Annotated in this window: 21 protein-coding genes; 11 read left to right on the top strand and 10 right to left on the bottom strand. The window is 60.2% G+C overall.

All coding sequences use genetic code 11. The features are described from left to right. The first annotated feature begins 156 nt into the window (after positions 1-156). Positions 157-2,400, top strand: a complete 2,244-nt coding sequence (locus WA845_RS11870) for a bifunctional diguanylate cyclase/phosphodiesterase (protein WP_034496788.1) — start codon at positions 157-159, stop codon at positions 2,398-2,400. A gap of 102 nt (positions 2,401-2,502) precedes the next feature. On the opposite strand, the gene trhO is transcribed toward WA845_RS11870, so the two are convergent. The 3 genes from trhO to WA845_RS11885 all read right to left on the bottom strand — a co-directional run bounded on the left by trhO (position 2,503) and on the right by WA845_RS11885 (position 5,119). After that, positions 2,503-3,447: an oxygen-dependent tRNA uridine(34) hydroxylase TrhO gene (trhO, locus tag WA845_RS11875; protein WP_004445192.1), complete on the bottom strand. Its 945-nt coding sequence runs from the start codon at positions 3,445-3,447 to the stop codon at positions 2,503-2,505. 291 nt (positions 3,448-3,738) lie between these two features. Further along, positions 3,739-4,647, bottom strand: coding sequence for a CHAD domain-containing protein (locus tag WA845_RS11880; RefSeq protein WP_337322336.1), 909 nt, complete (start codon positions 4,645-4,647; stop codon positions 3,739-3,741). Then, positions 4,631-5,119, bottom strand: coding sequence for a CYTH domain-containing protein (locus WA845_RS11885; RefSeq protein WP_006700246.1), 489 nt, complete (start codon positions 5,117-5,119; stop codon positions 4,631-4,633). The genes WA845_RS11880 and WA845_RS11885 overlap by 17 nt, the downstream gene beginning before the upstream one ends. 171 nt (positions 5,120-5,290) lie before the next feature. Here WA845_RS11885 and WA845_RS11890 point away from each other — a divergent pair, with 171 nt between their 5' ends. The 4 genes from WA845_RS11890 to WA845_RS11905 all read left to right on the top strand — a co-directional run bounded on the left by WA845_RS11890 (position 5,291) and on the right by WA845_RS11905 (position 7,979). Beyond that, a complete protein-coding gene (locus WA845_RS11890) occupies positions 5,291-5,929 on the top strand; it encodes a 2-dehydro-3-deoxy-phosphogluconate aldolase (protein ID WP_006700245.1) in 639 nt (212 codons plus the stop codon). Positions 5,930-6,037: 108 nt separating this feature from the next. Then, positions 6,038-6,733, top strand: coding sequence for a tellurite resistance TerB family protein (locus WA845_RS11895; RefSeq protein ID WP_004445183.1), 696 nt, complete (start codon positions 6,038-6,040; stop codon positions 6,731-6,733). A 318-nt stretch (positions 6,734-7,051) separates the two neighbouring features. After that, positions 7,052-7,744 (top strand): GNAT family N-acetyltransferase, encoded by a 693-nt coding sequence (locus WA845_RS11900; protein ID WP_107339561.1) that lies wholly within the window; start codon positions 7,052-7,054, stop codon positions 7,742-7,744. Further along, complete coding sequence (locus WA845_RS11905; protein WP_004445178.1) at positions 7,731-7,979, top strand: hypothetical protein; 249 nt, start codon at positions 7,731-7,733, stop codon at positions 7,977-7,979. Before WA845_RS11900 ends, WA845_RS11905 begins: the two co-directional genes overlap by 14 nt. On the opposite strand, the gene WA845_RS11910 is transcribed toward WA845_RS11905, so the two are convergent. From WA845_RS11910 to WA845_RS11920, 3 genes are all read right to left on the bottom strand, one after another. Then, positions 7,970-9,019 (bottom strand): nickel/cobalt transporter, encoded by a 1,050-nt coding sequence (locus tag WA845_RS11910; protein ID WP_034496771.1) that lies wholly within the window; start codon positions 9,017-9,019, stop codon positions 7,970-7,972. The two genes, WA845_RS11905 and WA845_RS11910, sit on opposite strands and share 10 nt — an antisense overlap. Then, entirely contained in the window at positions 9,013-9,654 is a 642-nt protein-coding gene (locus WA845_RS11915) for a DUF1007 family protein (RefSeq protein ID WP_077986921.1), read from the bottom strand. The genes WA845_RS11910 and WA845_RS11915 overlap by 7 nt, the downstream gene beginning before the upstream one ends. A 106-nt stretch (positions 9,655-9,760) precedes the next feature. Beyond that, on the bottom strand, positions 9,761-10,939 hold the full coding sequence (locus tag WA845_RS11920) for a hypothetical protein (RefSeq protein WP_337322337.1): 1,179 nt from the start codon (positions 10,937-10,939) through the stop codon (positions 9,761-9,763). 271 nt (positions 10,940-11,210) lie between these two features. Here WA845_RS11920 and WA845_RS11925 point away from each other — a divergent pair, with 271 nt between their 5' ends. The 3 genes from WA845_RS11925 to WA845_RS11935 all read left to right on the top strand — a co-directional run bounded on the left by WA845_RS11925 (position 11,211) and on the right by WA845_RS11935 (position 14,136). Next, the gene (locus WA845_RS11925; protein WP_004433441.1) at positions 11,211-11,498 is read left to right on the top strand and encodes a hypothetical protein; all 288 of its coding nucleotides are present in this window, start codon (positions 11,211-11,213) and stop codon (positions 11,496-11,498) included. A 518-nt stretch (positions 11,499-12,016) separates the two neighbouring features. Continuing rightward, on the top strand, positions 12,017-12,664 hold the full coding sequence (locus WA845_RS11930) for an outer membrane protein (protein ID WP_112557305.1): 648 nt from the start codon (positions 12,017-12,019) through the stop codon (positions 12,662-12,664). 290 nt (positions 12,665-12,954) lie between these two features. After that, entirely contained in the window at positions 12,955-14,136 is a 1,182-nt protein-coding gene (locus tag WA845_RS11935) for an MFS transporter (protein ID WP_112557303.1), read from the top strand. Positions 14,137-14,357: 221 nt separating this feature from the next. On the opposite strand, the gene WA845_RS11940 is transcribed toward WA845_RS11935, so the two are convergent. The 3 genes from WA845_RS11940 to WA845_RS11950 all read right to left on the bottom strand — a co-directional run bounded on the left by WA845_RS11940 (position 14,358) and on the right by WA845_RS11950 (position 17,888). Then, on the bottom strand, positions 14,358-15,350 hold the full coding sequence (locus WA845_RS11940) for a WD40 repeat domain-containing protein (protein WP_112557301.1): 993 nt from the start codon (positions 15,348-15,350) through the stop codon (positions 14,358-14,360). 478 nt (positions 15,351-15,828) lie between these two features. Then, positions 15,829-16,974 (bottom strand): GTP-binding protein, encoded by a 1,146-nt coding sequence (locus tag WA845_RS11945; RefSeq protein ID WP_112557299.1) that lies wholly within the window; start codon positions 16,972-16,974, stop codon positions 15,829-15,831. A gap of 113 nt (positions 16,975-17,087) precedes the next feature. Then, the gene (locus tag WA845_RS11950) at positions 17,088-17,888 is read right to left on the bottom strand and encodes a creatininase family protein (RefSeq protein WP_112557297.1); all 801 of its coding nucleotides are present in this window, start codon (positions 17,886-17,888) and stop codon (positions 17,088-17,090) included. Positions 17,889-17,967: 79 nt separating this feature from the next. Here WA845_RS11950 and WA845_RS11955 point away from each other — a divergent pair, with 79 nt between their 5' ends. From WA845_RS11955 to WA845_RS11965, 3 genes are all read left to right on the top strand, one after another. After that, positions 17,968-18,477, top strand: a complete 510-nt coding sequence (locus tag WA845_RS11955) for a MarR family winged helix-turn-helix transcriptional regulator (RefSeq protein WP_004445162.1) — start codon at positions 17,968-17,970, stop codon at positions 18,475-18,477. Positions 18,478-18,611: 134 nt separating this feature from the next. Then, on the top strand, positions 18,612-19,634 hold the full coding sequence (locus tag WA845_RS11960; protein WP_003505469.1) for a LacI family DNA-binding transcriptional regulator: 1,023 nt from the start codon (positions 18,612-18,614) through the stop codon (positions 19,632-19,634). A 397-nt stretch (positions 19,635-20,031) separates the two neighbouring features. Further along, positions 20,032-20,994, top strand: a complete 963-nt coding sequence (locus tag WA845_RS11965; protein WP_112557296.1) for a 2-hydroxyacid dehydrogenase — start codon at positions 20,032-20,034, stop codon at positions 20,992-20,994. A 237-nt stretch (positions 20,995-21,231) separates the two neighbouring features. Here the strand turns inward: WA845_RS11965 and WA845_RS11970 are convergent, their stop codons facing one another. After that, a complete protein-coding gene (locus WA845_RS11970; protein WP_112557316.1) occupies positions 21,232-22,359 on the bottom strand; it encodes a Gfo/Idh/MocA family oxidoreductase in 1,128 nt (375 codons plus the stop codon). Between the last annotated feature and the right edge of the window lie 60 nt (positions 22,360-22,419).

Genomic DNA, 22,419 nt, shown 5'->3' on the forward strand with positions numbered 1-22,419 from the left:
GGGGGAGGTTTTTTGTTTTACGGACGGGCGCAAATCCACTTTTCCTGAAAAACCTCCGTTCTTTCCAGAAAGGATTTTTCAGATTTTCGGTCGGACTGTCGTTTTGTACCCGTTGTTTTTTGGGTCGGTGTTACGGCGCGGCTTAACGGCTTTTGAATGTTTCCTTCGCAAGATGATGCTTTCGAAGGGGATTTTATGCGGATTGCGCCGCGCAACATTGGGGACTATTTGCCGGTCGGGCGCAGAACCGCCGTCGGCGTTGTGCTGTCCACCTTCGCGCTGGTGCTTCTCATCGTTACGGCGCTCGTCCTCTCCGCTCTCAGTCAGGTCCGGGAAAAGGCCAATCTGCTCGACAGTGCCCGTTCACGCGAGACGACGGCGGGAGCTCTCGTCACTTTTCGCGAACAGCTTGGTGCGACGCTCAACGATTACGCCGCCTGGGACGATGCCGCCGAATATGTCTATGCTCCTGATCGCTTCGACTGGGTGGCCAGCAATTACGGCGACATGACGGCCAATAACGATCTTTTCGATACTGCCGTTATCATCGACGAGGATGACAAGGTCCGTATGGCTTATCAGAATGGCAAGCCGGCGAAATGGGTGCCCGGCACCTATTTCGCCGCCGGCCTTCCGGAAATGATCGAACGGGTGCGGTCCATGCGTCCCGGCGTCACCTCGCAGGTCACGGGTTTCGTCAAAACCGGGGATGGTATCGCCGCTGCCGGTGTTGCGCTGGTGCGGCTCAAATCGGGAGCGCTGCCGCCGGTCGGTGCGGAGCGGCGCTATCTGGTTTTTGCCCGTCATCTCACCCAGGCGACGGTGCACAAACTCGCCCGCAACTACGTGATCGAGGGCCTGGAGCTGCAATATGGCGAGGGAACGGCCGCCAACCACGTGGATATCGTCAATCCGCTGGGGCAGGTGCTGGCACGGCTCGTCTGGCGGTCGCACCTGCCCGGAGATGTCAGTTTTCATGAGGCGCGGCCGGTCGTCTTTACCGCGCTCGGTATCGCCGGCACGTTCTTTCTGGTGCTGCTCATCATCGGTTCGGCCACGCTCGATCGTCTGAAGGCGGATGAGGCGGCGGCGCGGGAAGAGGCTCTGCGCGATCGGCTGAGCGGCCTCAATAATCGCGCCGGTCTCTTCGCGAGGCTGGACCGCATGGTCGCCAGGGCAAGCCACGACAAGACGGATATCAAGCTGCTTTATCTCGATCTCGACGGTTTCAAGGAAATCAACGATTCCTACGGCCACGCGGCGGGTGACCGGCTCATCAAGGGCGTGGCGGCGGCGCTCAGGGTGCTGGTGCCGGAAGGCGCGGTTCTGGCGCGGCTCGGCGGCGACGAATTCGCCATCGCCATTCAGGGCGACGACGTGTGGGTGGAAGGCCGCAAGCTCTGTATGTCACTGCTGGAACTCTTCACCGAACCCTTCAGCATAGGCGAGCGTGTGGCAAGTATAGGCTGCAGCATCGGCACGTCGATCTCGCGGGCGGGGGACATCAATGGTGAGGAATTGCTGCGCCGCGCGGATATGGCCATGTATCAGGCCAAGGAAAACGGCCGCGGTCGTTACGTGTCCTACGAATTGAAAATGGATGCGCTGCGCGAGGAAAAACTGCAGCTCGAGGCCGATCTTCGCTCCGCCATTTTGAACGACGAGATACAGGTGGTTTATCAGCCGGTCGTCAGCGCCGCCACGCGCTGCATTACCGGGGTGGAAGCGCTGGCCCGCTGGCAGAGGCCGGGATATGGCTTCGTCCCGCCCGACATATTCATCGCCGCTGCCGAGACGAGCGGTCTCATCGACCGGCTCGGCCTGCTGGTGCTGCGCAAGGCCTGCGAGACAGCACAGCAATGGCCGTCCATCAAACTGTCGGTCAATATTTCACCCGTGCAGTTCCGCAATCCGGCCTTTTCCGGCCATGTCGCGGATATTCTGGATGCAACGAAGACGCCGCCGGAAAGGCTGCGGCTGGAAATGACGGAAGGTTATTTCATCCAGCACCCGGAGCGGGCAAGTGCGGCGATAGACAAGCTGAAACAGCTCGGCCTGCATATCGCGCTCGACGATTTCGGCGCCGGCTTTGCCAGCGTCGGCTATCTGCGTCGCTTCGGCTTCGACAGGATGAAGATCGACCGTTCGCTCATCATGGCGCTCGACAAGGGCGGCCGCTCGCTGGAAATGCTGCAGGCGACCGTGGCGCTGGCGAAATCCCTCGACATTCCGGTCACGGCCGAAGGCGTGGAAACGGAAGAGCAGGCGGCCATACTGCATCTGTGCGGCTGCGACGAATTGCAGGGTTACCTGTTCTCAAAACCGGTCGCGGCGGAAGAGATCACCGCCATGCTGGACGGACAGGATGCGCCGCTCTTTGCGCTGCGGGCGGGGGCGTGAGGTTCTCGACGTGCCGCTTCTCGTTTCTTCTCCCCGGCGGGGAGAAGAAACACGCGGCGCCGCTCTATCCAAATTTAGATACAGTCCTGTAGCTACCTGGGCTTACCGCCCAAGATGCCGCTCGCCGCGCTTCTTTGCCAGGTCGATCTGCTGTTGCCGGTCGCGGAAGCGCTGGCGGTCTTCTTCGCTGCGCTCATCGTAGCAGCTCGGGCAGGAGACGCCTTCCTCGAACTTGGGTGACAGGCGCACTTCCGGGGTGATCGGGTTGCGGCAGGCGTGGCACAGCTGGTGGTCTCCTTCGGCCAGGCCATGCACCACCGACACACGCTCGTCGAAAACGAAGCAGGCGCCCTCCCACAGGCTTTCTTCTTCCGGCACTTCTTCCAGATACTTCAGGATGCCGCCCTTGAGGTGATAGACCTCGTCGAAGCCCTGCTCCTTCATGAAGGCCGTGGCCTTTTCGCAGCGGATACCGCCGGTGCAATACATGGCGATCTTCGGCTTGTTGTGCAGGCCGGGATTGTTCTTCACCCAGTCCGGAAACTCGCGGAAGGTTTTCGTCTTCGGATCGACTGCACCCTTGAAGACGCCGATGGCGGTTTCGTAATCGTTGCGGGTATCGATGACGATCGTGTCCGGGTCGGAGATCAATTCGTTCCAATCGCGCGGGTCGACATAGGTGCCGACGATCCGGTTCGGATCGATATCAGGCACGCCCATCGTGACGATCTCTTTCTTGAGCTTCACCTTCAGCCGCACGAAAGGCATGTGCGAGGCGCGGCTTTCCTTGTGCTCCAATGCGGAAAATTCCGGCTGTGCGCGCAGGAAGGAAAGCACGGCGTGAACGCCTGCATCCGGGCCGGCGATCGTGCCGTTGATGCCCTCGGCGGCCAGCAGCAGCGTGCCCTTGACGCCGTTCTTCTGGCAGAGCTCGAACAATGGCTCACGCAGGCTCTCGAACCGCGGCAGGCGGGCGAAATGATAAAGCGCGGCCACAAGGAAATCGCCAGAGACTTCCGGGCGGGGGAGAATGGTCGTGTCGGTCATGGCCGGTGAAATACAGCGACGGCGGCCGCAAAGCAATATTTATCGGTGGGTTCGGGTATTTTGAAAATCGTCAATCGGGAGGATTTGTGGGCTTCCTGTCATTCCTGCTGCCGTGTGCAGGCAACGGGATGTCGCAATGCCGCCTCCGTCATTCCGGCCTTGAGCCGGAATCCAGCCGACGCGCGTCTGCGCGGCGGGACAAGTCTTTTCAGCCCAAGGACTTGGGCTGGCTGGATTCCGGCTCAAGGCCGGAATGACGGAGGTGAGCGAGCGCCGAAAGTGGCGTTTGGCCTACTTCGCCGCCTGCCGCCACAGCAGGCCGACGATGCGGCTTTCCGTGCGGGCAGATTCGGAAAAGACCTCATCTGCCAGTTCAAGGCCTTCGGCACGCAGCGCCTGCTGCCTTTCGATGATGGCGTCGAGCAGCAGCGCCAGCCGTTCGCCGTTGCCAAAGCGGTGGGGCTCGCGGTCGGCCACGGCGGCGAGAACCGAGAGATCGTGTTCGTGGCCGAGAATGTCGACCAGTCGCTTGGTATCGGCGCGCTTGGCGCGCATGGCGGATGGCCAGATACGCCTCATCAGACCAAGATGCATCCAGTAGGTCTGGCCGGCCTTGCGCAACTCATGAAAATGCTCGACATCGGCCCGCTCGTGGCAATCGGCCAGCGCCTGTCGCGCCCGTTTCCTCTGCCGCGCCCAGCTTGTCCTCAGTAGCCGGGCGCTGTCCTTGAGCTCATCCGGCAGCGATAGCGTCTTCAGCCGTTCACGTCCCGCCTCGCAGCCGGTGATGGCCGCAGAAATCGCCTCGTCGAGAGCGGCCTCGTATTTCACCGCATGATCCCGACGCGCGCGCAGCATCGCCGTGATGGACCGCAGCGCCTCACCCTGTGTATCGGAGAGCGCGAAAGCCTCCAGATATTCCGCCGTTTCCACCAATGCCGTCGCATCACGGGCGAAGGCGAGCGAACGGGCAATATCCCGGAAGCGGGCATTTTCCTCTCGGCTGAAATCCGGCGCCGCCTTTCGGATGAGGCGGTAGAGGGCTCGCAGCCGCTTGAAGCGCTTGCGCGCATCGTGCACGGCCTCGTGCGGGCCGGACGGACGGTCACGGAGGATGGTGACCGTGTCTTCGATCAATTCCAGGCCGGCGCGGCGGATTTCATCGTCAAAGGGCTTTTTCGGATCAATTCTGAAAGGCATCCGACAGGTCTCCGCTCTGGTCGTCCGTGGCGAGGGACTGGTTGGAAAAGCGCCTGTCGCCCGTTACCTCCCTGCCGAGCCAGGCAGGAAGATCCGGATCGGCATTTTCGTCATCCATCTCCACTTCCGCCACGATAAGCCCCTTATATCGGCCTTCGAAAACATCGATCTCCCAGGTGAAGCCGCCGTGATCAACCGTGTGCCGCGTCTTCTCGATCACCACGCCGGGCGCGCTGGCCATCAGTTCCTCGGCATCTTCCAGCGGGATGGGATATTCATATTCGTCGCGGACGAGGGCGCTTGCGCCGATCTTGATGGTGAGTGTCGCGTCACGCCCGTCGACGATCCTCACCCTGACCGAACGATTTTCCATGGAGGCGACATAGGCCTGCCGGAAAGCCATGCTATGCGTTACCTCATCGCGCCATTCACCGCCTGCAACAAGAAACTTCCGTTCGATTTCCTTGGCCATGCTGTCTCCGCAAACTGGTGCGCCAGACTATCGCAAGACAGCGTGATGAAGAAGCGAATTGATTGAAGTATCAGGGCAAAAAATGGCCTTGCCATGCCTCGACATCAAAGCCGGGGCAGGCTAATCGGTAAACGGGATTTCAATCGTTTCAATCGCGCAAGGAGGCTCATCTTGGCCCAGGACTCCGAAAAACTTCTCTCCATCCTGAAACTTCAGCCGGTCGTGCCGGTGCTGATCGTGGATGACGCCGCCTCCGCCGTGCCGCTTGCGCGTGCTTTGGTCGCTGGCGGTCTGAAGGCAATCGAGATCACCATGCGCACGCCGGCCGCGCTGGACGCCATCCGTGCTGTTGCGGCGGAAGTGGAAGGCGCCAATGTCGGCGCCGGCACCATTCTCAATGCGAAGGATTTCGAGGCGGCTGCCGAAGCCGGTTCCACCTTCATCGTCAGCCCAGGCATCAACAAGAGCGTGCTGGAAGCCGCGCGCAGCTCCAGGGTGCCGCTGCTTCCGGGCGCCGCCACTGCCAGCGAAGTCATGGCGCTGCGCGACGAGGGTTACAAGGTGCTGAAGTTCTTCCCGGCCGAACAGGCTGGCGGCGCACCTTACCTCAAGGCGCTGTCTTCGCCGCTGGCCGGCACCGTCTTCTGCCCGACCGGCAGCGTATCGCTCAAGAACGCCAACGACTATCTCTCCCTGCCGAACGTCGTCTGCGTCGGCGGCTCCTGGGTTGCCCCACGCGAACTGGTGGCGACGGGTGACTGGGCGGGCATCACCAAGCTTGCCGCCGAAGCTGCTGCGCTGCGCGGCTGATTTGTCTCCCGTCAAACCCGTTCACGAAGGCGTGAGCGGGTTTGACATTTATAATCGGCCCACGGCTTCCTATCTCCCCTGTAGATTTGACCTCTACAGGAGATTTTGATGTTCGACGCCAAGAAGCTTCTTGAACAATTCCTCGGCTCGCAGGTGCCGGGCCTTTCGGGAAGCGTCCGTGACAGAGCCGGGCAGGCCGCCGATATCGCCAAGAACAATCCCCTCAAGGCCGGTGCTCTCGCCGCCGCAATCCTGGGCACCAAAACCGGCCGCAAGCTCGCCGGCAACGTCGCCACCATCGGCGGTGTCGCCGCCATCGCTGGCCTCGGTTACCTCGCCTACAAGAATTACAAGTCAGGACAGGCGCCGGAAGCCGCGCCGAAACCAGAGCCGGAACTTCTCGCTCCGCCCGCCGATTCCGCTTTCCATCCGCAGTCGCCGGCGCTTTCCAATGATTTCGCGCTGAAGCTCATCCAGGCCATGATCGCGGCTGCCAAGGCCGATGGGCATATCGATGAGAAAGAGCGCGCCAATATCATGGACAAGGTGCAGGTTTCCGGCCTCGATAGCGAAGCCGAGCGTTTCCTCGAAAAGGAACTGGCCGATCCGCTCGACATCGACGCGCTGGTGGCCGCTGCCCGTACGGAAGAGCAGAAGGTGGAGCTTTATACCGCCTCGCGGCTTGCCATCGAGGCCGATACGCGGGCGGAGCGGGGGTATCTCGATCTTCTTGCCGGGCGGCTTGGGTTGCCGGATGCGCTGGTGGATCACATCGAGGCGACGGTGGTGGCGGCGAAGGTGTAGGTTGGCGTTTGGACTTGGGCATGAAGGTTTGAGCGTGTGGCTCACCCCCTCTGCCCTGCCGGGCATCTCCCCCTCAAGGGGGGAGATCGACACGCGGCTACATCTGACCTCTTTCGACGTTAGCGATTGAAGCGGCGGTAGGGCCTCCCGCTGATCTCCCCCCCTGAGGGGGAGATGCCCGGCAGGGCAGAGGGGGATGAGCCACGCCCACCGAGGACGATAAGCGCCCCGCCGAGATCACCGCATCCCACCCCCACATCCACTGTTGTCATCCCGCCCGGCTTGCCCTAATCCTTCTCCCAGCAAATGGGGAAGAGAATGCGCGATCTGAGTGAATTCAAGGGATGCCCGGCGCCGCAGCCGGTGGTGCTGAAGGGCCGTTATGTAACGGCGGAACCGTTCGATCGCGACAAACATCTGGAGAAACTCTGGGCTGCGCTTGGCGGCGAGGGCACCAATGCGCTGCTCAGATATTTCCCGCAGAGCGCCTTTCCCGATGCGGATGCCTTTGGCGACTGGCTTGTTGGCGCTGGTGAAAAGCTTAACTGGGTGACGCTGGTCTTCGTCGAAAACACAACGGGCGAAATCGTCGGCATGGCGAGCTACATGCGGCCCGATCCCGCCAATGGCGTGGTAGAAGTCGGCTCCGTCGCCCATGGGGCGAAGATGAAACGTTCCCCGCTTGCCACCGAGGCGCATTACCTTATGGCAAAGCATGTGTTCGAGGATCTGGGGTATCGCCGTTACGAGTGGAAATGCCACAACGAAAACGAGCCCTCCAAGACGACGGCGAAGCGTTATGGCTTCACCTTCGAAGGCGTCTTCCGCCAGCATATGATCTCGAAGGGGCAAAATCGCGATACGGCGTGGTTTTCCATGATCGACGCCGAATGGCCACTGATCGGCAGGGCCTTCGAGGCCTGGCTTTCACCGGACAATTTTACAGCTGACGGCACGCAGAAGCGCAAGCTTGAGGATATTCGCGCGGAGCTTGCCCATGCCAACGCCTGAAAAGCCAAAGCCCGAGACGCCAACCGCCAGAAAGGATTGGTCGCCTGCCATTGCCGCGGTGCTCATCATCCTCGGCTTCGGGCTGATATTCTTCATCATGCCTAAAATCATGTTGTGGCTCGGCGATTATTCGCCCTGGCTGGCGGCCGCCTTCGGCACGGTGGCGGTGCTCTGTTTTTTCCTGCTGTTTTGGCTGCGGGCGCGTTACCAGCGACGCCATAACGATCAGAACTGAAGCGACGCGCCGAGCAGCATCAGGCCCATCAGCAAGACGAAGAGCGCACCGGCGATTTCGATCGCGTGGCTGATACCGGCCGCCCTGCGGCTGCCGGGGCCGGCGAAACGCACGGCCAGACCCTTGGCGGAGACGGCCATGATGGCGAGGACCGAGACCGTGATGGCGGTGCCGAGCGACATCGCAAGGACGGAGAGCACACCGCCAAGATAAAGCCCGTTCAAAAGCGCGAAGCTCATGACGATGATCGCGCCCGAGCAGGGCCTGAGCCCCACAGCGATGATGGCTGACCATGCCTCGTGAAGACTGAAGTTCTTTGCCCTCAGCAGCATCGGATCGGGCGCATGGGATTTGCCGCAGGCGGTGCAGAGATCGCCCAAGCCGTCATGGGCGTGATCGGCAAAAACCGGTTTGCCCTGAAACCGCAGCCCCGTGCCCATGCCGGTGGTTCTTGCCGCCGGTGCCTCACCCGCCACAGCGAAAACGGTGGCCGGCTCGCGCCGGATTCGCAGCGACCAGAGTTTTCGCACCAGGAGCCATGCGCCGAACAGGGCGACCATGGCGAAACTGGCGATTTCCATCGCCTGTGTCGCTTTCGTCATGGTAATTGAGGTGCCGCGCAGCACCAGCCAGGCCGCGCCGACAAGGCCGATCGCGACAGCGCCCTGAATGAGCGCCGAGACGAAGGAGATGACGATGCCACGTCTCAGCTGCGTTTCATTGGCGATCATGTAGGAGGAGATGACCGCCTTGCCGTGGCCGGGGCCGGCCGCATGGAACACGCCATAAGCAAAGGAGAGGCCGATCAGCGAACCGAGCGCCCAGCTGTCCTCGCGCATCGCCTTCAGCGCGCCGGTCAGCGCCCGGTAGAACATCTGCTGGTGCACGTTGATCCACTGCATCAACGGGGCGAAAGGCCCGCCGACGGAAAAGGACGGTTCGGCCGAGCCTATGCCGAGCGGCGATTGCGCATGGGCCGCGCCGGCCACGGCAATGAAGCCGATGACGACGGCAAGCAGGCCGACCCGGCGGCTCAGCATGTGACCTCCAGCCGCGTGGCAAAGAGCTTGGTCATGTCTGTACCGGTGGGATCGTTGAAAAAGGCATCGGTGAGCGTATTCTGGTTCTGGGAGATCACCTCGTCCGGATCAGGGCGCACCACATGCTGCTTGCAGGCCTTCAAATCCTTGCCCTCGGTGGCGATATCGCCGTCCTTGGCGAAATCGATCGCCGTATACATCGTCGGATCCCACGCGCCAAAGCTGAGCCTGCCCTTCACCGCCAGAGGTTTGAGCGGTTTCACGGAAAAGAACATCAGAATCTGCTGGTCCTTGTAATCCACATGAATGGCGTCGGGTTTACCGAACTCCACCGGTTTCCCGTCAGCGGTGATGAAGGTGTAGTAGGAATATTCGGCCAGCGATTCCAGCACGGTATTGCCGATTTCGGCCAGCTCGTCCTTGTCGAGTTTCAGATCGCTGTTCTTGTCGTAATCCATCACAACGCTTGCTGAGAACATCTCGTCGAAACGCCAGATGTTGCGCACTTCCTGGATGGTCCGGTTCGGTCCCTCGACGATTTCCATCCGGGCTTCGGCAAAGATATGCGGATGGGAGGAGGCGGCGACGGGGATGCAGGCGAGGCCGGCCGCGAGAAGCAAAAATCGTCTGTACATTATCCGGTCTGTCCTGCCGTCGAATCTGGAAGGTCTGACTCTAGCAGAAATTGGGACCGAATTTCGACCCGATGCGTCCGAACCTTCGCGAAGGTTGAGACGGAGTTCAGAAGGTGCCGCTGAAACGCGAGGTGACGCTCGAGCCATCATAGGCAAGGTCGGTATCGCGCTCGTCATGCAGCAGGCGGTTGAACTCCACCTCCAGCTTGCTGTTCTTGCCGGTATCGAAAGAGAGGGTGGCGACCAGCCGGCGCTCGCTGGTATCGTAATTGTAATAGATCCAGTCCTTGTGGACCTGCTGCAGCGCGAGGTCCAGGCCGACCTTCTCGGCCAGCCTGCTTTTCACGACGAACTGCCAGCGACGGTGAAATTCGGCGATCGGGTCGTCGGGATCGAACAGGGCGTAATCCTGCGAGAAGCCCACGCCGAAGGCGATGCTGTCCGTGGCCTTCAGCTCGGCTTCCGCCCGGAGATAGGGCCGGGTGCGTTTCACCTTGTCGCTGATCTCGTCTCCGGAAATGGAGGTCAGCCCAGCTTCGGCAAGCACCGCGAGACGGTTCGAGAACCTGTAGCCGTAAGCAAGCGAGCCGCGCAGCGTTTGGGCCGGAAACCGCTCATATTTTTCCTGCTGCCCTTCCGGCACGAGAATGCGGTCATAGGCGATCGTGATGCCAGCCTCACCGCCGGCGAGTGGCCGTTCATGTTCCGCCTTCAGCGACAGGAGCGCCTCATTGGCCTCCAGACGCGTGGGGATGAAATAGGCCGGGCGGAAACGCGCCTCGCCTTTCATCAGGCTGGCAAGGCTGGCCGTCAGCTTGTTCTTGCCGCCAAGGGCGACGATGCCAAGCTGGGAGGAGGCTTCAAGCTTGTGATCCAGCTGCCTGTATCCGATATTTTCTTCCGGCAGGTGCAGGAAAATATCGCCGGCATCGCTGCGGGTGCCGCGCAACTCAAGAGCCCATTCCAGCTTTTCGGAAAAGCGTCTGGTCACACCCAGCGACGCGATGGTGTTATGCTCATTGGCAAAACGGTAACGGGGAAGGCGAACCTCTTCCTGCTCGAGCGAGTAACGCAGTTCCGCCCCTTCAAGCGCGATCTTGCCCGTGAGCCCGAAGCCGGCGCGCAGCGAAATGGCGCTCAAGCGATTGGTGTCGGCGAAATAATTGCTGTCATAGGAGATGCCGGATTTGTAGGTGATAGTGTGCTCATCGGCCTTTTCTCCCGCCCACCCGCGGCAGGCGCAGGCAAGCCCGAGAACAAGCGCGATATATCCCCCCAGCCGCATTTGCATCTCCGGTCGCTAATTAAGCAATATCTTATATTTGGATGGTTAATAAAGTTTCCTGCCCGGTTTTACTGTCTCCGCCAAAGGTGCCTGCCGATACTGTTAGGAAAAGGAGCGAAAGGGCGGAGGCGAGATATGTAGTATTTGATTAAAATCGCCAGTATTAGTGTTAATCGTTTATTGTAATATTAGCCTTTGCTTGAATTAGAATCCTCTAAATATACAGTTCAGTTACGCCAGATGGCGTGATCAAACAAAAGAGGAGAGAGAAATGATTGCAAAGTTCGCTTGTGTAGCCGCTATTCTTACTGTCGCTTCCGTTGGTCAGGCCAATGCGGGCGGTCTTCTGGGTGGCATCCTGTCCGGCAACAGCAACAAGGGCGGCGCCCTTGTCGTGGTTTCGCCGAGCATCGATCTCGGTGTCAGTGGCATCCTGTCCAATAACGGGATTTTGAATGGCAACAAGACCGGCATCCTGAACGGCGTGCTGAATGGCAACAAGACGTCCGTCGATGTCATCGACAACAAGAATGACGGCGGCAAGAAGCGCCGGCACTAAGGAATGAAGAAAGGGATGGCGAAACCATTGTCTTTCGCCATCCCGCTCTGACGGGACAGCTCGAAGATCATCAGGGATTTTCGACGCAGACGATGCGCGAAGCGCGTAAGCCGGCGATGCACCTCGAGTTGCGTGTGTTTGACGCATGGCATTTCCGGCAAGAACAAACGGCGCATCGCATGACTGAAAGGGGGCCCTCGGGCTCCCTTTTTTTGGAGGATGATCCAGCTGCGTCGTCGCGCTCGCCGATCCTTGAAGTGCCTCAGAAAGATGCGTGCATTCGGCATATTTATATTTAGACTGTCTAATTTTACTTAAAATAAAACATGAAATAATAATGTAAAAATGTACAATATACTTTATTATTCTCTCGCTTTGGCGTCATTGTTACTTGCTTTTAACGTTTGGATGCTTCAATTAGAACGTGTCCCCGACCCGTCGTCGTGACCGTGATTTCGGCGGCGGGTATGTTCGAGGCCCGCTTCGTGGCGGGTAGGGCAGTTTTGAAGGAGCAATTTATGTTGAAACAATCATTTCTCGTCTTCGCCGCACTTGGCGTTCTTTCCGGCGCAGCCATTGCTGCTGATGCCGTTAGCGACATTCCGGCGGCGCCTGCTGTCAGCGACGCTGCGCCTGCCTTTTCCTGGGATGGTTTTTACGCCGGTGTTTCCGGTGGCTATGGCTGGAACCGTTTGAAAGCCACGGAAGACGGTGACACCGAAAAGCATAGTTTTGATGGCGGTCGCTTCGCGGGCTTTGCCGGTTACAATGCAGAAGTGGCGCCGTCAGTCGTTCTCGGTGTCGAGGGCGACCTCGGTTACGCCTGGGGCAAAAAGACGATCGAGCTCAGCAAGGTTTCCTCGGGCTTGAACGGCTCGGCACGTCTGCGCGCCGGCTATGCCGTCGACCGCACCCTGATCTACACCGCCGGCGGTTACACCGCCACAAACAGCAAGATCAAGACGCCTTTCGGCAACACGAGCGAGACGCTGAATGGCTGGACGATTGGTGCGGGTATCGATTACGCCTTCACCGACAACATATTCGGCCGTCTCGAATATCGCTACAACGATTTCGGCAAGAAGACCTACACTATCCAGAACCTCTCTGCCGATGGAAAGCTCAGCGACCACGTCGTTAACGTCGGTCTCGGCGTGAAGTTCTGATTGGCGGTTATTCGTACCGGCGGAACGCATCGGGCGACAGTCAAGCAGTATCAATCCATAACCTGCCCGGTGGCGAGAACATCCCCGGGCAGGGCCCTTAATCGAACGACACTTGCTTTCCGCTGAAGCAGGTCCAGCCCGTAGGCGATAGAAATCCTGAGTGGAGAGAAGAGGTCTCGTCTTCTTCCAGCGACGAAACGGCATCCAGTGTTGCGTGCAGGCTTGAACAGCGGAGCGTTTTGATGTGATGGTGGGTGCCACCCCCGCTTGCCAGCCTTCAGACGATTCCCATGCAACAAAAAAGCACTTTGCCGGGCGCTTTTGATCGCCAGGCCTATATGATCGCGTTGCTGGTCTTCATTGCCGGCAGCACCAATGCCGCCGTTGTGCCATTTATCGGCTTCTACATCATTCAGGTGCTTGGTCATCCGCCGGCCACCGTCGGATTTTACAGTGTGACGGCGGCGCTGGCTTCGATTGTCGCAAGCCGTGTTTATGGTGAGCGCGTTGATGCCGGAATGCGGGTGAGGCCGCTTTTGTTGCTTTCGGTGTGCGGCGCTCTTGTCGCGGCCGCGGCGGCAAGCTTTGGGCATATGGCGCTGCTGGTGGCCGTAACGGCGACCGGCATTGGGCTTTCCAACGCCGCAAGCACGCTCATTTTCAGTTACGGCCGGTATCATGGCCGGGTGAAGGGGCTGGACACGGCCGCCTATAATGCCTTCCTGCGGACGATGGTGTCGCTGGCATGGATGCTGGTCCCCGCCGCCGCCTATCTGATCTTCGACCTTGCGGGCGCGAAGGCGGTATTCGTGAATGCCATGCTGATGGCCGTCATCTGGGGCGGTCTTGCGCTCGTCGTCGTGCCGTTGAACCAGACAAGCCCGATGGAACGGCGGCCGCAGGGCGAGGGCGACACACGGCGCAATATGCCGCTGCTTCTCGCCGCCGCGGCCAGTTTCTGCATGTCTTTCGCCCATGCGCTCTGCGCTTCGGCATTGCCGGTGTTTCTGGTGCGTGAAGTGGGGTTGCCGGACTATGCGCCGGGCCTGTCGCTCAGCGTCAAATGCGCCATGGAAGTTCTGCTTATTCTTCTTGCGCCGCGCATCATGCGCCGGATCAGCGCGCGGCTGCTGCTGAGCGGCGCGGCGATAACGGCGATAATCGCCTTCAACATCATCGCTTCGGTCACGACCCTGCCCGCAATGCTGGTGGGGGCTGCGATGGAGGGTGCCTATTACGGCCTTTTCGCCGGCACCTGTCTGACCTTCGTGCAGGGCTTTGCCCGTGGACGCACGGCGCGGGCAACGGCGCTCTATATGAACTCGATTTTTCTCGCTGCGCTGTTTGCGGTGCCGCTAATGGGGTTCGTATCGCAATATGCCAGCTTCGGGGCCTCGATCCGGCTCGCCTCGGTCGGTGCGGGCGCGGCTTTGCTGCTCTTGTTCCTCACGCGGCGGCAGGTGGGAGAGTAGCGTATTGCCGGGGGCAGCAATCCTGCACAAAGGCTTGGCGGCGACATTGCGGACGACCCTCGTTCCTGTGCCTGTCACAGGATTCCGGTCGACGCGCGTCTGCGCGACGGGAGGCTCCTTTCAGCCCAGGGACTTGGGCTGGCTGGATTCCTGTGACAAGCACAGGATGAGGGCGCGAGATTGGCCGTGGGATAAGCGGCCGCCTCGCGGGCGGCCAGCCCTCAAGCCGAAATGTCGATAATCCCGCAATCACCCGCTTCTGAAGCGAAGGCGAGCAGCTTGCCGGTGGCGCTCCAGTCCATGGATGTGATCGCACCCTTGCCGGGACGACGCAGCAGGGCTTCCTTGCCGTCCGCGAGGCGCACGCCGAGGATCATGCCGTCGATGAACCCGATGGCGAGCACATCTTCCACGGGGTGGAAGGCGACATTGGTGACCATGATGTTGGCGCGGGTGCCGAGTTCCTCCGGGGCCTTGCCCATCGGACCATCCTTGCCGGAGAAGGGCCAGACGATGGCGGCCGGTGCGCCCGATGAGGCGAGCCATTTGCCCTTTGCCGACCAGGAAACGGATTTGACCTTGGCGGGATAACCCGTCATGCGCATATGGCGGGCCTCCATGCCGCCCTTGGTGGCTTCCATCTTCCAGCCGTGCAGGGCATTTTCCTGCATGGTGGTGACGAGGAACTTGCCGTCGGGCGAGAAGGTGATGCCGGTATGCGCGCCCTTCCATTCGAGATCGACCGGGTCGCCTGCTGTGGCGACCCAATGCAATGTCACGCCGTTATAACGGGCAACGGCAATGCGCAGGCCCTTGGGCGCAAACGCGATCGCCTCCACCGTGCGCTCTTCCTTGAATTCCTTGACCGTACCGTCCGGCAGCCGCACGAAGCTGGATTTGCCGACACCATAAGCAACCGCCTTCTGTGGCCCGCCGGCAACGACGCCCACCCATTTGCGCGGCACGTTGGCAATTTCGCTGAGGCTGCCATCATGGCCGATGCGCAGCACACGCCCGTCTTCGCCGCCGGAAAGCAGCGTGGCGCTGTAGGGGTCACGAATGCAGGTCAAGAGCCCGTCATGCGCCTCAGTCACCTTCTCGCCGCCATCGAGCCGGTGAATGGTGCCGGCGGCGGTGGCAAACAGGGGAATGTCGCCGAGAAAATGGGTCGAGACCACGTGGCCTTCGATATCAAGCGGGGCAACAGTCGGCATGGGGTATTGGTCTTTCGTATCTGTGTCTGATTGGCGGGGCGTCATTCCCGCCGGCTGGCATGGTTCTAGAGCATTTCCGGCAAAAGCGGAACCGCTTTTACGTTCGGACGATTCGCGAAATCAAGGAGATAGAATTCTTTGCGGTAGGGGAATCATCCCTGCACAGCGGTTGAAAATGATTGAGATTCCGGCGCTCCGGGCTCACCCCCCTCTGTCCTGCCGGACATCTCCCCCTCAAGGGGGGAGATCGACCTGCGGCGAGATCCCGCCCCTCTCAATGTTTGAGAATGAAGTGGCGAGATAGCGTCTTGCCGATCTCCCCCCTTGAGGGGGAGATGTCCGGCAGGACAGAGGGGGCCCGGAGCACCGGAGCGTCAATGATTTCAACTGCCGTGTACGGTGTCGAAGAACGCGCGTCGGGCGGATGACGAACGCAGCCGTACCCCGGCTCAGGACCGGGGTGACGGAGGGATAAGGATCAAGCCGTGGCGAGGCAGGCGTTAAAACTCTTTTCCAGCTTCTCGCGGTCCAGCTCGCGGCCGATGAAGACGAGGCGGCTTTCGCGCTTTTCATCTTCCTTCCACGGACGCTGGTGATCGCCCTCGATGATCATGTGCACGCCCTGCACCACGTAACGCTCGGCATCGCCCTTGAAGGCAATGATGCCCTTGAGGCGCAGAATGTTCGGGCCGTCGGTCTGGGTGACCTTCTGGATCCACGGGAAGAACCGTTCGGGGTTCATCTCGCCGCCGCGCAGCGAAACTGACTGGACCGTCACGTCATGGATCGGCGAGACCGCGCCATGGTGGTGATGATCGTGGCCATGGTCATGATCGTGGTGATGATGCCCGTGGTCATGGTCATGATGATGATGCCCGTGGTCATGGTCATGATGATGATGGTCGTGATCGTGATCGTGATGATGATGATCGCAATCAGGGCCGCAGACGTGGTCGTCATGGCCGTGCTCTAGGAAATGCGGGTCGTTTTCCAGCGCGCGTTCCAGGTTGAAGGCGCCCTGATCGAGAACCCGGGCGAGATCGACGCCGGAACGGGTGGTCTTGTAGATGCGGGCGGAAGGATTAATGGCGCGCACGATATCCTCGATGCGGGCAACTTCCTCCGGCGAAACGAGATCGGTCTTGTTGACGACAACGACATCGGCAAATGCGATCTGGTCTTCGGCCTCGCGGCTGTCCTTCAGGCGCAGTGGCAGGTGCTTGGCATCAACGAGGGCGACGACCGCATCAAGCTCGGTCTTGGCGCGCACGTCGTCATCCATGAAGAAAGTCTGGGCGACGGGCACCGGATCGGCAAGGCCCGTCGTCTCAACGATGATACCGTCGAAGCGGCCGGGGCGGCGCATCAGACCTTCCACGACGCGGATGAGGTCACCACGCACCGTGCAGCACACGCAGCCATTGTTCATTTCGTAGATTTCCTCGTCGGATTCGACGATCAGATCGTTGTCGATGCCGATCTCGCCGAATTCATTGACGATGACAGCGTATTTCTTGCCGTGGTTCTCGGAGAGAATGCGGTTGAGAAGCGTCGTCTTGCCGGCGCCGAGATAACCCGTCAGGACGGTGACTGGAATGGGCTTGGCTGTTGCTGTTTCGGTCATGGAAAACCCCGCGTGGAGAGAGGCCCGATGGCCTCAGGAAGATGTGTCGTCGTCCATATAGGCGCGACGCTCCGGCAGTTCAAAGAGATTTTGGCCGAATCCGGCCATCTCACTCAAATTTTGTTATGAAATAACGTTATGTCAAAAGCGTGGATATCTTCAAGCAGTTCGACAAGGCCTTTTACGGCGTGGGAAATCAGCCTTTCGCCCTTTTCCGCTGTCGCGGCGGCGGCGTTTCCGGCAACGCCATCAGGGTTGAGGTCGCTCATCAGCCAGCCGAATGCGTGTGGGCCATAGGCGCGCAGGTGTTTGAAGCGGCTGGCGAAATCGCTCTGGCGGGAGGGGAAATTCGCGGCCTTTTCCATTGCCACGCATTCGGGGTGAAGTGCCAGCATGACGGATGTCTCGATATCGCCGCCGTGAATATCAACCGCCTTGTCCTCCGGCTTCACGATATCTTCCGGCACACCGAAACGGGTCCAGCTCGTGGCGACCGCCAGCATGCCGAAACGGGCGCGGGCCTCGGTGGCGACGATGGTCATCAGTGGTGAATTGCCGCCATGGGCGTTCAGCATCACGAATTTGCGCACCCCTCTTTTATGTTCCAACTCGGCGATGCCGAGCCAGCGCTCGATGGCCTCATCGTATCGCAGCGTCTTCGTGCCCGGCACATTCATGTGTTCGATGGAATATCCGACCGGCTCCGCTGGCAGGAAGGAGACGGGCAGATGACCGGGCAAGGCGGCGGCAAGGCGGGCGACGATGCCTTCAGCAATCAGAGTATCGGTCTCGAAGGGCAGGTGGGGGCCATGCTGTTCATGCGCGCCGAGCGGCAGCACGGAAATTGCGCCTGTTGCGTGAAGATGAGGGTCTGTTACGTTTTCGTCGTGATAATGCGTGTATGAGTTTGGCATCTGGCAGTCCGCGCGAGCATTCGGTAAGGATTTCCAGCAACATATATCGGTTCCGCCACAGGGTAAAAGGCACTCGCGTATGAGCAAGGACAAATCCGGGAACAAGGACAAAAGCGCCAAGAAGGATAAGGGCGGCAAGAAGGTCAAGGACGCCAAAAAGAGGGATGAAAACTTCAACCCGGAGGAGTTGGCGCAATCGATAACCCAAGCCGCCCGCTCCATGCGTACCGCGCTCAGCCACAGCCTCGCCGAAAGCGGGCTTTATGCCGGACAGGACGGCGTCATCCTGGCGCTGGCGCAGGAAGGCAGCCTGACGCCGGGGCAAATCGCCCAGAAGCTGGGTGTCAAGGCGCCGACCATGACGCGCACCATTGGCCGCATGGAAGCCCAGGGTTTCGTGGAACGCAGCGGTGACGACGGGGACGGCCGTGTGACGCTGGTGAAGCTGACCGAAGCGGGCCTGAAAAGCGTCGAGCACATCAACGTTTCCATCGCCAATTGTGGCGCGAAAGCTGTCGAAGGCCTTTCGGCCAAGGATATTCGCAACATTGTTAAACTCTTGAAAGCCATAGACGCCAATCTTCAATAATTTTTGCTGAAATTTTTAAAAGAACCATCTGTTTTGCGGTTATTCCTTAAACGGGTTGCGGATTTTGTTTAAATTGTTTAATTGCGATTTAAACGGAGCCATCCGTCATTGACACGCGTTTGGGGAGGAATGCCGTGGCCCAAAAGGTCAAACTGTCTACCATCGCCGAAAGTCTCGGCCTTTCAACCGCCACCATTTCCCTTGCATTGCGCGACAGTCCGCTGGTCGCCGCCGATACGCGGGACAAGATCAAGGAACAGGCGCGGGCGCTGGGCTACATCTACAACCGCCGCGCCGCCAGCCTGCGCACCTCGCGCTCCGGCATTGTTGGTGTCGTGTTCCATGACGTGATGAACCCCTTCTATGGCGAAATCCTGAAGGCCATTGAAAGCGAGCTGGACCGCAGCCGCCAGACCTTCATCCTGTCCAACCATTATGATTCGGTTGAAAAGCAGCGCACCTTCATCGAGACGCTGCTGCAGCTCGGCTCCGACGGCATCATCATGTCGCCGGCCATCGGTACGCCGATCGAGGACATGACGCTCGCCGAAGAGAACGGCATGCCTGCCATTCTGGTGGCCCGTTCCATGGATGGCGTTGATATGCCGACCTATCGCGGCGATGACAGCTATGGCATTTCGCTCGCCACCAACCATCTGATCAGCCTCGGCCACCGCACCATCGCCATGGTTGGCGGCACGGACCAGACTTCCACGGGCCGTGACCGTTATCAGGGTTACGTCAATGCGCTGCGCAAGGCCGGCATCGAGGTCGATCCGAACCTGCGCATTCCCGGCCCGCGCTCCAAGCAGGGTGGTTTCGAGGCGGCGGTGCATTTCCTGTCGCTGCCGCAGAAGCCGACCGCCGCCGTGTGCTGGAACGATCTCGTCGCCATCGGTCTCATGAACGGTATTTCCCGCGCCGGTCTGGTGCCGGGTGTCGATATCTCGGTAACGGGCTACGACGACCTGGAGGAAGCGGCCATCGCCACCCCGGCGCTGACCACCGTTTCCAACGGCCAGGCCGAGGTCGGGCGCCTGGCGGCCCGCGCACTGCTGGACAGGCTGGCGGGCAGCCATGAACCTGACGGCATTCACCTCATCAAGCCGGAAATGCGTATCCGGCAATCGACCGGGCCGGTGCGGCCGCGGGTGTGAGCGTATCGCCCTCGCAGGCCTGGATACGGGAGGTTACGTGCTCCTCGCCGTCTACGGTGTTTCCTCCCTCCGTCATTCCGGCCTTGAGCCGGAATCCCGGCCGCCGCGTGTCTATGCGGTGAAAAACAGTCATTCAGCCCAATGACTTGGGCTGGCTGGATGCCGGATCAACTCCGGCATGACAACCTTGCAAGTGCCGCAGCAAAGGCTGCATGATGCTGCCGGGCGCTTAAAAAAATCGGCATGAAACGTCGCTCTGCCCCCATAGCTTCCGCTTATTGGCCTTTTCACGGCAGCCGTTGTTTGAAAAGATCGCGGTCCGATGGAGCAGGATGGCGGATAGTTTGCCCGCAACCCTCTCCGGCTATTGGAATGTTATCAGGAGGAATATCCGCTTATGTCTGACAAAAAGGCCGTCGTTCTCGTTCCCGGCAAGATCAATCCGCGCGTTCTCGAACGCCTCGAAGGCAAGGTCGAGATTGTCACGGCACCCGCCGGCGCAGAGCCGGTTCTGCCTGACGGCGCGGCGGAGCGCATCAATGCCATTGCCGTTTCCGGCGCCGTCAACGCCAAATGGATCGACGCGCTGCCGAAGCTCGAGATCATCGCCAATTTCGGCGTAGGTTACGATGGCGTTGATGCCAAACACGCCGCCACGCGTGGCATCGTGGTGACGAACACGCCTGATGTGCTGAATGACGAAGTGGCCGATACAACGATTGCGCTGTTGATCAATACCGTGCGGCGTCTCTATCAGGCCGAAACCTGGCTGCGGGCTGGCAAGTGGGTCGGCGAAGGCCCGTTCGCGCTGTCGCCGTTTTCGCTGCGCGGCCGCAAGGTTGGCCTGTTCGGAATGGGCCGCATCGGCCAGGAAATCGCCAAGCGGCTGGAGCCTTTCAAGGTGGAGATCGGCTATTACACCCGTAGCAAGCGCGACGAACTCTCCTACACCTATTACGCTTCGCTGAAGGAGATGGCTGAGGCCGTCGATACGCTGATCTGCATCGTGCCGGGCACGCCGGAGACGCACAAGGCGATCAATGCCGACATCCTGACCGCGCTCGGGCCTGAGGGCGTTTTCATCAATGTCGGTCGTGGCTCCAGCGTCGATGAGGACGCGCTTCTTGAGGCGCTCAAAAGCGGTGCGCTGGGTGCTGCCGGTCTCGACGTGTTTTATGCCGAACCGAAAGTGCCGGAGGCCTTCCTGTCGCTGCCAAACGTTTCCCTGTTGCCGCATGTCGCTTCTGCGTCCATCCCGACGCGCAATGCGATGGCCGATCTGGTGGCCGACAATATTCTCGGCTGGTTCCGGGATGGCAAGGTGCTGACGCCGGTGCCGGAGACGCCGGTCAAGGGTTGAGGCCTGTTGGCAAGCCTTGACCAATATCCTCTGGTGGGGCGAATGGCTTTGCCCCCTCGCAAATCCCGCGCACCGTCACCCCGGACTTGATCCGGGGTCCAGCGCGATAAAGTCTTTGATCGCAAAAGACTTGTTTCTCACGGCGCAGACGCGCCGTGGCTGGATGCCGGATCTAGTCCGGCATGACGGAAGAGAAGTTTGTGACGACGGCGGTCGGCCTCGTGCGTGCACGCCGTCCTACTCCGCAATTTCCTCCGCCGTCACCCATCGCCCTTCGGTAAAAGACCGTGCCATGGCGTGAATGCTGCGCTCGATCTTCAGCCCCTCCTCGAAGTCGATGATATGCGCCTTTTTCCCTTCGATCGCCGCGATCAGCTCCCGGCATTCGATGACCTTCAGGTCATTGAAGCCGAGGCCGTGGCCGGGGGCGGGGATGAAGCGGTCGTAGGGCTTGTGGTGAGGGGCGGTGAGGATAGTCCTGAAACCTTGCTCTTCCGGGCGTCCATCCGTGGTGTAGAGCTGAAACTCGTTCATCCGTTCCTGATCGAACAGGATCGAGCCGGTAGAGCCATAAATCTGGATGGCGATGCGCCCCTTGCGGCCCCAGGCGGAACGGTTGGCGATGAGCACGGCGGAAATGCCGCTTTCAAGTTTCAGGAGAACGCTCGCGAGATCATGCGTCTCAACCGCGCGTTCGCCGCCGCCGGCAAGCGGACGGGTCTCGTAAGGTTTGACCATGTCGGTAATGGCGCTTTGTGCGTGGCCGAACAGGGCGAAGAGCAGTGACAAGGGGTGCACGGCGAAATCGTCCAGCGCGCCGTAACCGGAGGACGCCTCGCTCTTCCAGTAGAAGGGCTGGGTGGCATCGGCCATGAAGTCCTCGTCCATTTCGGCACGTACATGATAGACCCTGCCGATCGCACCTTCGTCGATCAGGCGGCGGATGTGGCGGATGACGGGGTTCTGGATGTAGTTGTAACCCATCGCCGCCGCCTTGCCGGACCGGCGGGCGGCATCACGCATCTTCACCGCGTCAGCAAAGGCGGGCGCCATCGGCTTTTCACACCAGACATGCTTGCCGGCCTCAAGCGCGGCAATCGCCATTTCCGGGTGGAAGGCGTTGGGCGTGGTGACGGAGATGACATCTATCTCGGGATCGGAAAGCAGGTCGCGCCAGTTGCCTGTCGAGCGGGCAAAACCGAACTCTGCGGCTTTCTTCGCGGCAAGCTCAGGGTTGACTTCCGCCAGCGTCACGAGGCGGGGGCGTTCCACATCGCCGAAGACGCTCGTGACGTTGTTCCACGCCAGCGCGTGGCATTTGCCCATGTAACCGGTGCCGATAAGGCCCACGCCAAGAGCGGTCATGGTGTTCTCCTCCGAAGATTTTGTAATAGAATCAATGCATTGAGCGTTCTTTAAAATGCG

Origin of the sequence: Agrobacterium sp. CMT1 (assembly GCF_037203725.1) — a bacterium.
Taxonomy (GTDB): Bacteria; Pseudomonadota; Alphaproteobacteria; order Rhizobiales; family Rhizobiaceae; genus Agrobacterium; species Agrobacterium pusense.